This window comes from Pseudomonas sp. NPDC087185, assembly GCF_044744955.1.
GTDB lineage: Bacteria > Pseudomonadota > Gammaproteobacteria > Pseudomonadales > Pseudomonadaceae > Aquipseudomonas.
In genome coordinates, this window is record NZ_JBIUZK010000001.1 from 518,515 (window position 1) to 532,606 (window position 14,092).

15 protein-coding genes and 1 pseudogene are annotated in these 14,092 nt (G+C 62.3%); 8 read left to right on the top strand and 8 right to left on the bottom strand.

Annotated features, from left to right (window positions below):
* Nucleotides 1–9: 9 nt before the first annotated feature.
* Complete coding sequence (locus ACIPIJ_RS02545; protein ID WP_401072388.1) at nt 10–1,908, bottom strand: potassium transporter Kup; 1,899 nt, start codon at nt 1,906–1,908, stop codon at nt 10–12.
* Nucleotides 1,909–2,144: 236 nt separating this feature from the next.
* On the opposite strand from ACIPIJ_RS02545, the gene rimO reads away from it, so the two are divergent.
* Nucleotides 2,145–3,476, top strand: a complete 1,332-nt coding sequence (rimO, locus tag ACIPIJ_RS02550) for a 30S ribosomal protein S12 methylthiotransferase RimO (RefSeq protein ID WP_387528544.1) — start codon at nt 2,145–2,147, stop codon at nt 3,474–3,476.
* 87 nt (nt 3,477–3,563) lie between these two features.
* Nucleotides 3,564–4,055, top strand: a complete 492-nt coding sequence (locus ACIPIJ_RS02555; RefSeq protein WP_401072390.1) for a GNAT family N-acetyltransferase — start codon at nt 3,564–3,566, stop codon at nt 4,053–4,055.
* Nucleotides 4,056–4,303: 248 nt separating this feature from the next.
* Here ACIPIJ_RS02555 and ACIPIJ_RS02560 read toward each other — a convergent pair.
* A pseudogene (locus ACIPIJ_RS02560) lies at nt 4,304–5,327 on the bottom strand (RHS repeat protein); the annotation flags it as partial.
* 234 nt (nt 5,328–5,561) lie between these two features.
* Between ACIPIJ_RS02560 and ACIPIJ_RS02565 the strand changes: the two are divergent.
* Genes ACIPIJ_RS02565 through tsaA form a run of 3 tightly spaced genes read left to right on the top strand, consistent with a single transcriptional unit; the run spans nt 5,562 to nt 7,480 of the window.
* Nucleotides 5,562–6,272: an rRNA pseudouridine synthase gene (locus ACIPIJ_RS02565; RefSeq protein ID WP_401072392.1), complete on the top strand. Its 711-nt coding sequence runs from the start codon at nt 5,562–5,564 to the stop codon at nt 6,270–6,272.
* A 47-nt stretch (nt 6,273–6,319) separates the two neighbouring features.
* Nucleotides 6,320–6,781 (top strand): DUF1456 family protein, encoded by a 462-nt coding sequence (locus ACIPIJ_RS02570; protein WP_401072394.1) that lies wholly within the window; start codon nt 6,320–6,322, stop codon nt 6,779–6,781.
* 6 nt (nt 6,782–6,787) lie between these two features.
* Nucleotides 6,788–7,480, top strand: a complete 693-nt coding sequence (tsaA, locus tag ACIPIJ_RS02575) for a tRNA (N6-threonylcarbamoyladenosine(37)-N6)-methyltransferase TrmO (RefSeq protein ID WP_401072396.1) — start codon at nt 6,788–6,790, stop codon at nt 7,478–7,480.
* Nucleotides 7,481–7,549: 69 nt separating this feature from the next.
* Here the strand turns inward: tsaA and fpr are convergent, their stop codons facing one another.
* Nucleotides 7,550–8,329 (bottom strand): ferredoxin-NADP reductase, encoded by a 780-nt coding sequence (gene fpr / locus ACIPIJ_RS02580; RefSeq protein WP_167069020.1) that lies wholly within the window; start codon nt 8,327–8,329, stop codon nt 7,550–7,552.
* Nucleotides 8,330–8,446: 117 nt separating this feature from the next.
* On the opposite strand from fpr, the gene finR reads away from it, so the two are divergent.
* Nucleotides 8,447–9,373, top strand: a complete 927-nt coding sequence (gene finR / locus ACIPIJ_RS02585) for a LysR family transcriptional regulator FinR (protein WP_401072398.1) — start codon at nt 8,447–8,449, stop codon at nt 9,371–9,373.
* Here finR and ACIPIJ_RS02590 read toward each other — a convergent pair.
* The 3 genes from ACIPIJ_RS02590 to ACIPIJ_RS02600 all read right to left on the bottom strand — a co-directional run bounded on the left by ACIPIJ_RS02590 (nt 9,370) and on the right by ACIPIJ_RS02600 (nt 11,349).
* Nucleotides 9,370–9,732: a diacylglycerol kinase gene (locus ACIPIJ_RS02590; RefSeq protein ID WP_008094698.1), complete on the bottom strand. Its 363-nt coding sequence runs from the start codon at nt 9,730–9,732 to the stop codon at nt 9,370–9,372. The genes finR and ACIPIJ_RS02590 overlap by 4 nt on opposite strands.
* A gap of 73 nt (nt 9,733–9,805) precedes the next feature.
* Nucleotides 9,806–10,456, bottom strand: coding sequence for a response regulator transcription factor ErdR (erdR, locus tag ACIPIJ_RS02595; protein WP_401072400.1), 651 nt, complete (start codon nt 10,454–10,456; stop codon nt 9,806–9,808).
* Nucleotides 10,457–10,638: 182 nt separating this feature from the next.
* Nucleotides 10,639–11,349 (bottom strand): tRNA-uridine aminocarboxypropyltransferase, encoded by a 711-nt coding sequence (locus ACIPIJ_RS02600; RefSeq protein ID WP_401072402.1) that lies wholly within the window; start codon nt 11,347–11,349, stop codon nt 10,639–10,641.
* Nucleotides 11,350–11,572: 223 nt separating this feature from the next.
* Here ACIPIJ_RS02600 and ACIPIJ_RS02605 point away from each other — a divergent pair, with 223 nt between their 5' ends.
* Complete coding sequence (locus ACIPIJ_RS02605; protein ID WP_401072404.1) at nt 11,573–11,992, top strand: quorum-sensing-regulated virulence factor family protein; 420 nt, start codon at nt 11,573–11,575, stop codon at nt 11,990–11,992.
* Here the strand turns inward: ACIPIJ_RS02605 and ACIPIJ_RS02610 are convergent, their stop codons facing one another.
* Complete coding sequence (locus ACIPIJ_RS02610; protein WP_401072406.1) at nt 11,993–12,196, bottom strand: hypothetical protein; 204 nt, start codon at nt 12,194–12,196, stop codon at nt 11,993–11,995.
* Between the two features lie 302 nt (nt 12,197–12,498).
* Here ACIPIJ_RS02610 and ACIPIJ_RS02615 point away from each other — a divergent pair, with 302 nt between their 5' ends.
* The gene (locus ACIPIJ_RS02615) at nt 12,499–13,617 is read left to right on the top strand and encodes an LOG family protein (RefSeq protein ID WP_401072408.1); all 1,119 of its coding nucleotides are present in this window, start codon (nt 12,499–12,501) and stop codon (nt 13,615–13,617) included.
* A 6-nt stretch (nt 13,618–13,623) separates the two neighbouring features.
* Here ACIPIJ_RS02615 and recX read toward each other — a convergent pair whose 3' ends face one another.
* Nucleotides 13,624–14,091 carry a recombination regulator RecX gene (gene recX, locus ACIPIJ_RS02620; protein WP_401072410.1) on the bottom strand — a complete coding sequence of 156 codons (468 nt, stop codon included), beginning with the start codon at nt 14,089–14,091 and terminating at the stop codon, nt 13,624–13,626.
* Nucleotide 14,092: the final 1 nt, after the last annotated feature.

The following is a 14,092-nucleotide window of genomic DNA, read 5'->3' on the forward strand; positions in this document are numbered from 1 at the left end:
CCTTTGCTTTCAGATCTCGACCTGCGTCCCCAGCTCGATCACCCGGTTGAGCGGCAGGTTGAAGAAACGCAAGTTACCGTTGGCATTCTTCAGCAAGAAGGCAAACAGGTTGCCCCGCCAGCGCGACATGCCCTCCAGCCGTGACGCGATCACCGTTTCACGGCTCAGGAAGTAGGTTGTACGCATCGGGCTGAAATCCAGTGCGTCCAGGTGGCACAACTTCAGCGCCGCCGGCACGTCCGGCTCATCCATGAAGCCAAAGTGCAGCAACACGCGGAAGAAGCCGTCACCATAGGCCTCCACCTCGAAGCGCTCCTGCTCCGGCACCCGTGGCCGGTCTTCACTGACTACCGTCAGCAGCACCACCTGGCTGTGCAGCACCTGGTTATGCAGCATGTTGTGCAGCAACGCATGGGGCACTGCATCCGGCCGCGCAGTGAGGAACACCGCAGTGCCTTCGACCCGGTGCGGCGGCTGTACGCGAATGCTGCTGATGAACACCGGCAACGGCAGCCCGCCTTCATCTATGCGCTCGACGAGGATCTGCTTGCCGCGCTTCCAGGTGCTCATCAGCAGGAACAGCACACCGCCTGCCAGCACGGGGAAGGCCCCGCCTTGCACGATTTTCGGCACGTTGGCGGCAAAGAACAGCCCGTCGACGAAAAGGAAGCCCAGCAGGATCGGCACCGCCAGCACCGGCGGCCACTTCCACAGCAGCAACATCACCGCCGACACCAGAACGGTGGTCATCAGCATGGTGCCGGTGACCGCCACGCCATAGGCCGCGGCCAGCGCACCGGACGATTCGAAGCCGATCACCAGCAGCACCACGCCGACCATCAGCGCCCAGTTCACCGCCGCGATGTAGATCTGCCCCTGCTCATCGCTGGAGGTGTGCTGGATCTGCATGCGCGGAATGTAACCCAGCTGGATGGCCTGGCGGGTCAGGGAGAAGGCCCCGGAAATCACCGCCTGCGAGGCAATCACCGTGGCCATGGTCGCCAGCCCCACCAGCGGCAGCAACGCCCAGCCCGGCGCCAGCAGGTAGAACGGGTTGCGCGCGGCATCGGGGTTTTGCAGCAGGATCGCGCCCTGGCCGAAATAGTTGAGCACCAGCGCCGGCAGCACCAGGGCGAACCAGGCGCGGGCGATCGGCTTGCGGCCGAAATGGCCCATGTCGGCGTACAGCGCTTCGGCACCGGTCAAGGCCAGCACCACCGCGCCAAGAATGGCCACCCCCATGCCTGGGTGGACGATGAAGAAGTTCACCGCCCAGCCCGGGTTGAAGGCCTTGAGCACTTCCGGGCTCTGCGAGATGCCATGCACGCCCAGCGCGCCCAGCACCACGAACCAGGTGACCATGATCGGGCCGAACAGCTTGCCGATCTTCTCGGTGCCATGTTTTTGCACCAGGAACAGCGCCACCAGCACCACCAGCGAAATCGGCACCACCCAGTGGTCGATGCCATCGAACGCCAGCCCCATGCCCTCTACGGCCGACAACACCGACACCGCCGGGGTGATCATGCTGTCGCCATAGAACAGCGAAGCGCCGATCAGCCCGCAGACGACCATCAGCGTGCGCAACCGTGGGTAGGCCGCCGTGGCCCGCCGCGCCAGCGCGGTGAGTGCCATGGTGCCGCCCTCGCCCTGGTTGTCGGCGCGCAGGATGAACATCACGTACTTGAAAGACACCACCCACAACAGCGACCAGAGGATCAGCGAGAGGATCCCCAGCACGCCATCATGGTTGACCGGCACCCCGTAACCGCCGCTGAAGACTTCCTTGAGGGTATACAGCGGGCTGGTACCGATATCGCCATAGACCACCCCAACAGCTGCCACCAGCAGGCTCAGCGACCTTCCCGCCCCCTGCCCGCCCTCGGCGTGACTGCTTGCCTGAACCATCGACCACTCCTGCAAACGGCCATCGAGGCCGGTAGAATTTACCCCCGCGCCGGGGCATCGCAGCTACCCGGGCGCAACGGCGCGAAGCATAGCGCAGCGTTCGTCGCATTTGTGCTGGTCAAGCGACCTTGCGCTCGCTAGAATTGCGCACTTTTTGATCAGAGGCGCCAAAAAGCGCCCGTCAAGTTCGCCGCCGTTTCCGGCCGGGCGACCTGCATTCAATACCGAGGTTAGTCATGTCCACCACTCCCGCCACCCCCAAGGTAGGATTCGTAAGCCTGGGTTGCCCAAAAGCCCTGGTCGATTCCGAGCGCATTCTGACCCAGCTGCGCATGGAAGGTTATGAAGTCGTGCCCACCTACGAGGACGCCGACGTGGTGGTGGTCAACACCTGCGGCTTCATCGACAGCGCCAAGGCCGAATCGCTGGAAGTGATCGGCGAAGCGATCAAGGAAAACGGCAAGGTCATCGTCACCGGTTGCATGGGTGTCGAAGAAGGCAGCATCCGCGACGTGCACCCGAGCGTGCTGTCGGTCACCGGCCCGCAGCAGTACGAGCAGGTGGTCAACGCCGTGCATGAAGTGGTACCGCCACGCCAGGACCACAACCCGCTGATCGACCTGGTGCCGCCACAGGGCGTCAAGCTGACCCCGCGCCACTACGCCTACCTGAAGATTTCCGAAGGCTGCAACCACAGCTGCAGCTTCTGCATCATCCCGTCGATGCGCGGCAAGCTGGTCAGCCGCCCGGTCGGTGAAGTGCTGAGCGAGGCCGAGCGCCTGGTCAAGGCCGGCGTCAAGGAGATCCTGGTGATCTCCCAGGACACCAGCGCCTACGGTGTCGACGTCAAGTACAAGACCGACTTCTGGAACGGCCGCCCGGTCAAGACCCGCATGCTCGAGCTGTGCGAAGCGCTGAGCAGCCTGGGCGCCTGGGTGCGCCTGCACTACGTCTACCCGTACCCGAACGTCGACGACGTGATCCCGCTGATGGCCGCCGGCAAGATCCTGCCGTACCTGGACATCCCGTTCCAGCACGCCAGCCCGAAAGTGCTCAAGTCGATGAAGCGCCCGGCCTTCGAAGACCGCACCCTGGCGCGCATCAAGAACTGGCGCGAGCAGTGCCCGGAACTGGTGATCCGTTCGACCTTCATCGTCGGCTTCCCGGGCGAAACCGAAGAAGACTTCCAGTACCTGCTGGACTGGCTGACCGAAGCCCAGCTCGACCGCGTCGGCTGCTTCCAGTACTCGCCGGTCGAAGGCGCCCCGGCCAACGACCTGGGCCTCGAAGAAGTGCCGGATGACGTCAAGCAGGCGCGCTGGGACCGCTTCATGGCCCACCAGCAGGCCATCAGCAGCGCGCGCCTGCAACTGCGCATCGGCAAGGAAATCGAAGTGCTGATCGACGAAGTCGAAGAGCAGGGCTCGGTGGGCCGCAGCTTCTTCGATGCCCCGGAAATCGACGGCAGCGTGTTCATCGATGGCGACCACGGCTTCAAGCCGGGCGACAAGGTCCGTTGCCGAGTGGTCGATGCCGACGAGTACGACATGTGGGCCGAGCCTGTCTGAGGCCAAGTTGACATGAACAAGCCCCGCCCACTGGCGGGGCTTTTTTTTGCATCTATGGTTTCTCCATGACCCTGGAGGAATTTCGCAATGCAGGCGGCACTGACACTACAGACCCCACGCTTGAGCGACTACCCGGAACTGATGCAAGTCTGGGAAGACTCGGTGCGCGCGACCCACGACTTTCTGCCGGACGCCTATATCCTGCTGTTGCGCGAGCATGTTCTGGCCCAGTACCTGGACGCGGTGATGCTGGTCTGCTGCAAGGACCGCGGACGCATCTGCGGTTTCGCCGGCGTGGCCAATGGCAGTGTGCACATGCTGTTCGTCGCAGCGGCCTGGCGTGGCCGAGGGGTTGGCAAGCGCTTGCTGCACTATGCGGTGAACGAACTCAATGCCGAGCGGCTGGACGTCAACGAACAGAACCCCCAGGCCTTGGGATTCTATCTGCATGAGGGGTTCGAAGTAGTTGGACGGTCAGAGACCGATGGCCTGGGGCAGCCTTATCCACTGCTGCATATGCAACGAATACGGGGCCATCGGACACTATCAGAGTCTACTCGGAATGACCATTTCGAGTAGGGTCCTGATTCCTGTCACTCTACCCTCCCCTCAGGCCCTTTGACTTCAATACTCCCCGTGTAGGTCGGCCAATCAACAAGCAGCGACAGAGGACGCCAATCGTGCACTCGATCACCGCCTCAATAGGTTAATCGCCAGGTGAACAATAGGTGGCTCGGGTGTTAAATGACCCGCCTTACAATGCCAAAAGCTGATCTGCAAATTTTTCCGTTTGAGATCGATCTCCGCTCAATCCAATGGCGACAGGGGCCGTTACCCCAGGTCAGTTGCTTGAGCGGGCCGAACGGCATGTAGCTGATCTGGCTGGCCAGGTCGCTGCTGGTGCCACCGTCGAGCGCCAGGGTCACGCGTTCGACCTGGCTCGCGGCGTTGCGCAGGTAACCTACTTTGACCGTGCCGGGATAATCGATGCCCATCAGGTTGTCGGCAGCGTCGTATCGGTAGGCCACGCGCTCGGACAATGTGTGGCCGTTGAGGCTCAGGCTGCGCACCTGCTCGATCAGGTTGCCACGCGCGTCGTAGCGGTAAACCAGGCTGCCCGAGCTGTCCTCGATGGAGGTCAGCCGGCTGATGCCGTAGTTGCCGTTGTCCTGACTGTCGTAAGCGCGACGCTCGTTCAGTGACGGCGTGGCAGGATAGCGGCGCTCGATCAGGCGATCGAGGGCGTCGTAGCGGTACTCCACCACCACCCCGCGGGCGTCGGTGCGCTTGACGATGTTACCGGCGGCATCGTATTCGAACGTGGTGGTGCCGCTGTCCGGGCTGATGCGCTTGGCCAGATTGCCCAAGCCATCGTACTGGTAGCGGGTGGTGACACCGCGCGGATCCTGCACTTCGGTCAGGCGATCAAACGCGTCATAACGCGTCTGGGTGATGCCATTCAGGGCATCTTTTCGGGTGATCTGGCGATCGAGTTCGTCGAACGTCCCACTGCTGCTGACGAACGATGACTTCATCGGCATCCTCGATGCGCAAGGCGGTGCGATTGCCCATGCTGTCGTAGTCATACTCGACCGAGCTACCGTCACCGCGTACCACCTTGCTCAGCTTGCCGTCGCTGTTGTACTCGAAAACCGCCGTACTACCTGCAGTGGATATGGATACCAGTTGGTACTCCACGCCGGCATAAACCAGCTCGCTGACCACGCCATTGGCGTCGGTGATGCTGCGCGGTTTGCCCCGCTCATCGTAGTCGGCGAACTGGATCGCTTGCCCCAGCGCGTTGGTCAGCCGGGTAAGATTACCCTTGGCGTCATAGCCGTAGCGAGTGATGTCCTCGACGTCGGTACGCGGCCCGTCTTCTTGTAAAGCGAGCGTTCAGACGCGTGCTGCCTGTAGCTGGCAGGCCCGTCGTCACGGTCTATGGAGTTTCCCCTTTTCGTGCATTCACACGTCCCGGGGCTGTCTGTAACAACGTCAAAAGGGCGTATCTGACATTTATTCCCATCATCAACCCGCTCCAGGCAGGTACAATGAGGTCTTTCCCTGCCTTGCGAATTGCCCGCCATGTCCGAACCCGTCCGCCTGTCCAAACGCCTCATCGAGCAGCTCGGCTGCTCCCGCCGCGAGGCCGAACTCTATATCGAAGGGGGCTGGGTGACGGTCGATGGCGTTGTGGTCGAGCAGCCTCAGTTCAAAGTCGAGAACCAGGCTGTAGAACTGCTGCCGGGCGCCAGCGCCGAGGCACTGGAGCCGGTGACCCTGCTGCTCAACCAGCCGGCCGGCGTCGATATCGACACGGCCCGCGACAGCATGAACATGGCCAACCTCAGCGATGCACATCGCGAAGGCGTGCGCCCTCTGCACGGGCATTTCGCCCGGCTGACCTGCTCCGCGCCGCTTGAGCGCGGTGCCAGCGGCCTTCAGGTGTTCACTCAGGACTGGAAGGTGACCCGCAAGATCGAAGCCGACCTGCGCAAACTGGAACAGGAATACATCATCGAAGTGCGCGGCGAGACCACGCCCCAGGCGCTGGAACGCCTGGCGCGCGGGGCGACCCGTAATGACCGGGAACTGCCCAAGGCCAAGGCCAGCTGGCAGAACGAGACCCACCTGCGCCTGGCCCTGAAAAACCCGCAACCGGGGCAGATTTCCGAGATATGCGCCTACCTGCGCCTGGAAGTGCTCAGCATGCGTCGCATTCGCCTGGGCGGTGTGTCCATGGGCAAGCTGCCCCTGGGCCAGTGGCGCTACCTGGCGGGCACCGAACGTTTCTAAGCTATGCGCCACGCTGCGGCGTGGCTTCTGAACAGGATTTTGCAGCAATGAACCACAATGATGTCCTGCGCAGCCTGCGCTACATGCTCAAGGTGAACGACGCCAAGATGGCCGAGATCATCGCGCTGTCGGGCCTGGAGGTTAACCCGGTGGTGCTCGCCACCTACCTGAAAAAAGAAGACGAGCCGGGCTTCGTGCGTTGCCCCGAGCGGGTCATGGCGCATTTTCTCGACGGCCTGGTTACCTACCGTCGCGGCAAGGATGACAGCCGTGCGCCCCAGCCCGTCGAATTGCCGGTGACCAACAACACCGTGCTGAAGAAGCTGCGTGTGGCCTTCGAGCTCAAGGAAGACGACCTGCATGCGATCCTCAAATCGGTCAACTTTCCGGTGTCCAAGCCTGAACTCAGTGCCCTGTTCCGCAAGGTGGGCCACGACAACTACCGGCCTTGTGGCGACCAGTTGCTGCGCAACTTCCTCAAGGGCCTGACCCTGCGCGTGCGCGGCTGAGTGGCGATGCAGCATACGGTTTCGCCTGTCGGCATCGTGCGCTCCTGCTTCAAGGAGAAGTTCGCCATCCCGCGCCAGCCACAGCTGGCGCCGGCAGCACGCGGGGTGTTGGAGCTATTGCCACCGTATGACCAGGGCGAGGCCGTGGCAGGCCTGGAGCAGGTCAGCCACGTGTGGCTGCTGTTCCTGTTCCACCAGGCACTGGAAGACAAACCCCGCCTGAAGGTGCGCCCGCCGCGCTTGGGCGGCAACAAGAGCATGGGCGTGTTCGCCACGCGCGCGACCCATCGGCCAAACGGCATCGGCCAGTCGGTGGTACGCCTGGAAGGCGTGGAGCCGGGGCGGCTGCTGCTGTCCGGGATCGACCTGCTTGATGGCACGCCGGTGCTGGATATCAAGCCCTACGTGCCTTACGCCGACAGTATCGCCGGGGCCAGTAACCTGATGGCCAGCGATGCGCCTGAGGCCATTGCCGTGCAATGGGCGCAAAGCGCCCTGCCCCAGGCCCACGAGCATGCGTTGCGCCTGGGCGAGCCACTGGTGGAACTGATCGAGCAGTGCCTGGCGCAGGACCCGCGGCCGGCCTACCAGGTGCCGCCGCCGGAGCGGGTGTATGGGGTGAAGTTCTGGGATGTACAGGTCAGGTGGCACTACCCGCAGCCGGATGTGATCCGGGTGCTTGAGGTTGTAGCCGACTGACAGCGCAAAGGCTGCAGGCATAAAAAAACGCAGACCTCGGTCTGCGTTTTTTCGTTACCGCTGTTCGCCTTACTTCTCGACGAAAGCGCGCTCGATCAGGTAGTCACCTGGCTCACGCATACGGGCGGAGACTTTCAGGCCGAAGCTGTCGAGCACTTCGCTGGTCTCGTCGAGCATGCTCGGGCTGCCGCAGATCATCGCACGGTCGTCCTGCGGGTTGATCGGTGGCAGGCCGATGTCGCTGAACAGCTTGCCGCTGCGCATCAGGTCAGTCAGGCGGCCCTGGTTCTCGAACGGCTCGCGGGTCACGGTCGGGTAGTAGATCAGCTTGTCACGTACCGCCTCGCCGAAGAACTCGTTCTGCGGCAGGTGCTCGGTGATGAACTCGCGGTAGGCCACTTCGTTCACGTAACGCACGCCGTGCACCAGGATCACTTTTTCGAAGCGCTCGTAGGTTTCCGGGTCCTGGATGACGCTCATGAACGGCGCCAGGCCAGTGCCGGTGCTCAGCAGGTACAGGTGCTTGCCCGGGTTCAGGTCATCGAGCACCAGCGTGCCGGTAGGCTTCTTGCTGATGATGATCTCGTCGCCTTCCTTCAGGTGCTGCAACTGGGAAGTCAGCGGGCCGTCCGGCACCTTGATGCTGAAGAACTCCAGGTGCTCTTCCCAGTTCGGCGAGGCGATGGAATAGGCGCGCATGAGCGGACGGCCGCTTTCCTGCTGCAGGCCGATCATCACGAACTGACCGTTCTCGAAGCGCAGGCCCGGGTCGCGGGTGCACTTGAAGCTGAACAGGGTGTCGTTCCAGTGATGCACACTGAGGACACGTTCGTGGTTCATGTTGCTCATCGATGGGGCTCCTGAAGAAAACGCAGCGCGCAAAGCGCACAGTTGCGCAATAGTTTAGGGGCAGCGACAATATCTGTTAACTGAATTATCAAGATATGTGTTATCGGTTATATAGATATGCGATTCACACTCCGTCAGCTACAGGTCTTCGTCGCCGTGGCCCAGCATCAGAGCGTCTCTCGGGCCGCCAGCCTGCTGGCCCTGTCGCAGTCGGCCGCGAGCACGTCCATCACCGAACTGGAGCGCCAATCGAGCTGCCAGCTGTTCGACCGTGCGGGCAAGCGCCTGGCCCTCAACGCCTTGGGCCATCAACTGTTGCCGCAAGCGGTCGCGCTGCTCGACCAGGCCAAGGAAATCGAAGACCTGCTCAACGGCAAGTCGGGGTTTGGCTCACTGGCCGTCGGCGCCACGCTGACTATCGGCAACTACCTGGCCACCTTGCTGATCGGCAGTTTCATGCAGGTGCACCCGGAGAGCCAGGTAAAGCTGCACGTGCAGAACACTGCCCATATCGTGCATCAGGTGGCGCAGTACGAAATTGATCTGGGTCTAATCGAAGGCGATTGCAACCACCCGGACCTGGAGGTACAGCCCTGGGTCGAGGACGAACTGGTGGTGTTCTGCGCGCCACAGCACCCGCTGGCCAAGCTGGGCCGTGCAAACATTGAAAGCTTGTCGCAGGAAGCCTGGATCCTTCGCGAGCAAGGCTCCGGCACGCGCCTGACCTTCGACCAGGCCATGCGGCATCATCGCGCCAACCTGAACATTCGCCTGGAGCTGGAACACACCGAAGCGATCAAACGCGCCGTGGAGTCCGGCCTGGGCATAGGCTGTATCTCGCGCCTTGCCCTGCGCGATGCCTTCCGCCGTGGGAGCCTAGTACCGGTCGAGACGCCGGAGCTCGACCTGATGCGCCAGTTCTACTTCATCTGGCACAAGCAGAAATACCAGACCTCGGCCATGCGCGAGTTTCTCGAGCTATGCCGCAACTTCACCGCGGGCTTCACCCGCAGTGATGAGATTGTGCTGCCGCCGATCGCTTAAAGCAGAATCACGCCCCAGACCAGCGCCACCATGGTCAATGCCACCAGCTGCGCAGCACTGCCCATGTCTTTGGCATTTTTTGACAGCGGGTGGCGTTCGAGCGAAATACGGTCGATGGCCGCCTCCACCGCCGAGTTGAACAGCTCGACGATCAGGCCCAGCAGGCACACGGCGATCATGATGGCGCGCTCTGCGCGGCTGACCGGCAGCCAGAAGGCAATCGGAATCAGCAGCACGTTGAGCAGCACCAGTTGCCGGAAAGCAGCTTCGCCCTTGAAGGCTGCGCGCAGGCCGTCCAGCGAATAGCCGGCGGCGTTGAAGATACGTTTGAGGCCGGTCTGGCCTTTGAATGGCGACATGTGTGTCACTTCACCGATGAAAGGCCAGCAGACTAGTCCAAAACGGGTCAAAAAAGCGTGAAGGCGCAGGCAGTTAGGTGCTCGCAACCGATTCAAGTTGTTGCAGCAGCAGGGCTGCCTGGGTACGCGTGCGCACGCCCAGCTTGCGGAAGATTGCCGTCACGTGGGCCTTGATGGTCGCTTCCGACACACTCAGCTCGTAGGCGATCTGTTTGTTCAGCAGGCCTTCGCAGACCATGGTCAGCACGCGGAACTGCTGGGGCGTAAGGCTGGCCAGGCCTTCGCTGGCGGCTTTGGCTTCGGCCGAGACATCGACCTTCTCAAACGCCTGTGGGGGCCACCAGACTTCGCCATCGAGCACCTTGCGCACTGCATCCTGAATCACTTCCAGCCCGCTGGACTTGGGAATGAAGCCACTGGCGCCAAACTCGCGGGACTTGACCACGACGGCCGCCTCTTCCTGGGCCGAGACCATCACTACCGGGATCTGCGGGTACTGGCCACGCAACAGGACCAGGCCGGAGAAGCCATAGGCGCCCGGCATGTTCAGGTCCAGCAGGACCAGGTCCCAGTCGGCTTTTTCGCTCAGCCGGGTTTCCAGTTCGGCGATGCTCGCCACTTCAACCAGGCGGACATCCGCGCCCAGGCAGAGGGTAACGGCTTGGCGCAACGCGCCACGAAACAGCGGGTGGTCATCGGCAATCAGGATTTCGTAAGTGGCCATCGATCTAAGGATCCTGTTCTGTGCCAGGCGCTTGCGGGGGAGTGAACGCGCCTGGCGGGGAATCGGCGCCGAGGGGGTTGCCGAGTACGGTCGGGGCATACAGCCAATCGCCCTGCCGTCTCGCCCTGCCCTGGCTGCCAGCTCCGTCATTATGAACCAAAGCGGGGCTTGTGCCCCTTGGACTATAGGAAGGTATGCAAACGCTGGTGGGTATCGTCCTGTTCGTCCAGCGGCAGGCGACGCTTGCCACTGAGGTAATGCAGGCTGAACACATCCAGGTACGCATCCAGCGCCTGGGAGGCCTGGCTGTCGCCGGCCAGGTCGAGGCACATGGCGGCGACTTCCGCCGTGCAGAAGTGGTCGTCGCGCTTTGAACGGCGCAGCCGATAGCGCGACATCTGCTCGGCCTGCAGGCTCAACACCGGGAAGCGCTCAAGATACGGGCTCTTGCGGAACATTTTGCGGGCTTCGGTCCAGGTTGCATCCAGCAGGATGAACAACGGCCGCTTGCCCGGCTCGCGGACGACCTCGCTGACCACCCGCTCCTGCGCGACGAATTCGCCGGGGAAAACGATGTAGGGCTGCCACTGGGGGTCGGCGAGCAACGCCAGCAAACCTTCGTCCACCGACGTGCGCAACCAGCCAAAGGCCGAGGTGTCCTCGATCAAGTCGGCAATCAGCCAGCCGGTGTTGGTCGGCTTGAGTGGCTCGGTGTCATGCATCAACAGGCAAACGCCGGAATCTGCCTGCACCCTGGGCTTCCAGGCACACAGGCAATGGGTGGCGATGACCCGGCAGTCAGGACAGCGCTCGGCGCGTGAGCCACGGGCAATGAACGGCTTGTTGCTGCGGGCCAGGCGTTCGGCGCGCAAGCGCGCTACCGCGTGGCTCATGCTGGCAAGCCTCGGGACAGGTTGTGACTGGACACTGCGATAACTCGGCGAAAACAAACCGCCAGTCTACCAGAGCGGGCGTCATTTGCCGTGCAGGCGGACGGCCTGGTCCCTTATAATCTGCACTTTGGCGGCCGCGAAGTTGCACGTGATGATGCGGGCAAGATGGAACGCCCGCCGTCAGCGCATGTCAAAGCGCCAGTCATCGAACCAGGAGAGATTCATGCTGCGTCTTATCGTCCCGACCCTGAGCCTGTTGCTCACCCTGCCACTGGCAGCCCAGGCGGCCTCCAAGCAGGAGTTCGAGCTGAACAAGACACTGCAGAAGGTCGCCAAGGAAAGCAGCGTCGGCACCCCACGCGCCATCAACGAAGACATCCTCGACCAGGGTTATACCGTTGAAGGCAAGGCGCTGGTCAATCACCTGAGCGTGCGTGCCGAGCATGCTGCGCGCATGCAGGGCAACCCGGAGCAGGTTCGCAGCCAATTGGGTGACAGCGTATGCCGTAACAGCGGCTTCCGTAACCTGATGTCCAAAGGTGCCGTGATGGTCTATCGCTTCACCGTCTACAAGACCAACCAGCCGGTCATGGACCAGGCCTTCGATGCTGCCAGCTGCACCGCCGGCAACAAGAAAAAGTGATCAGCTGACCCGCTCATCCTCTGCGCGTCGCGGCTCTTCGTCGGCGCGCATCTCCGCCAGCAGCGCCTTCAGGTAGGGCGACTGGCATTCCAGCGCCGCCAACCGCCGCCGACACTCCGCCTCCAGGCTCACATGGTGAACCTGCGCCGCATTTTCCAGCTGCTGATACAGCTGCCGGTCTACTTCGATGACCAAGCGATGCATACCGCCACCTCCTGCATCGACACACTCGCTTCTCCAGTTAACCAAACCTTCGCCCGCAACGGCCGTACGCCGACGAGTGGCCACCCCGATGCCGTCGGCACGAATGGGCACAAGGGTCTAGATTGATAGCGAAGGCCGAAAAAACAACAAGATGAACTTACGCAACTGCACCATGGCCTTGAAGGCCTACTGCAATGCTCGGGATGCACACTCGAGCCAGAGCAGCCAGCGACGCACGTAGTGTCGCGGCCGAACCAGGCCATCGGTTCGGTCAGAGGTTTTGCTGCAGAAGGAGACGTTGAATGCCTTACCAATCCAATGAGTCTTTGTTCAATCACTTCAGGGACAGCGGTATCGACCTGAGCAAGATCGACCAACAACTGCAGCTGGTAGCGCCGGACAGCCCCAACCTGCCGCTGTACCGCGACATGATGCTGACCATCCTGCGCATGGCCCACGACGACAGTGACCGCTGGAGCGCCAAGATCACCTTGCAGGCCCTCCGTGAACTGGACCAATCCTTCCGTACCCTGCAACGCTACAAGGGGCGGCGCAAGGTCACCGTATTCGGTTCGGCACGCACACCACTGGAACACCCGATGTATGCGCTGGCGCGTGAGCTGGGCGCCACACTGGCCCGCTCCGACCTGATGGTCATTACCGGCGCCGGCGGCGGCATCATGGCGGCCGCGCACGAAGGCGCTGGCAGCGACCACAGCCTGGGTTTCAACATCACCCTGCCCTTCGAGCAGCATGCCAACCCTACGGTGGACGGCACCGACAAACTTCTGCCCTTCCACTTCTTTTTCATCCGCAAGCTGTTCTTCGTCAAGGAGGCGGACGGCCTGGTGCTCTGCCCAGGTGGCTTCGGCACGCTGGACGAGGCGCTGGAAGTGCTGACGCTGATCCAGACGGGCAAAAGCCCGTTGGTACCGGTGGTGCTGCTGGACTCACCGGGCGGCAGCTTCTGGCGCGACTGCCTGGATTTCATCAGCCGACAGTTGGAAGAGAACCGCTACATACTGCCCACCGACCTCAAGCTGGTGCGCCTGGTACACAGCGCAGACGAGGCCGTGGAGGAGATCAACCAGTTCTACAGCAACTACCACTCCAGCCGCTGGTTGAAGAACCAGTTCGTGATTCGCATGCACCATCGGCTGAGCGATGCGGCCCTGTATGAGATTGAGGAAGCGTTTGCCGATTTGCGCCTGAGTGGCAAGTATCACCAGCATGCAGACAGCGGCGTGGAGCACGAGACAGGCAATTACAACCACCTGACCCGCCTGACCTTTGCCTTCAATGGTCGTGATCAGGGGCGCCTGCGTGAGCTGGTGGACTTTATCAACCTGCCGGAAAACTGGGCAAAGCCGCAACCGATGCATACGACTCAGCGTGCGCGGGAGGCACTGAAGGTCAGCTAGGCAAACTTAATCGTACAAATCCCGGCCGCTGAGCAGGCGGCCGATCATGTCCATGGGGAAACCACGGTAAGCAAGAAATCGGGTCTGTTGAGCACGGCTTCGGGGGTCATGCGGGAGCTGCCCGGCATACTTGCGCTGCCAGGCTTCCTGCAGCCGCTCCGCCCAGTCCACCCCGCTGTCACGCAGTGCCTGATCGACATCGCCACGGTTGAGACCACGCTGGCCTAGCTCCTCGCGAATGCGCGCGGGGCCATAGCCAGCGTTGGAACGGTACCTGATGAAGCTTTCCAGATAACGGGCTTCGCTGAGCAGGCCCTCTTCGGCGAGCCGATCGAGCGCAGGCTCGATCAGTTCATCCGTAGCACCGCGCTGACGCAATTTGCGCGTCAGCTCGACGCGACCATGCTCGCGGCGCGCAAGCAGGTCCATGGCTGTCCGTCGAACGGCGACGGGGGTGTCGAGTACGGCGGACATG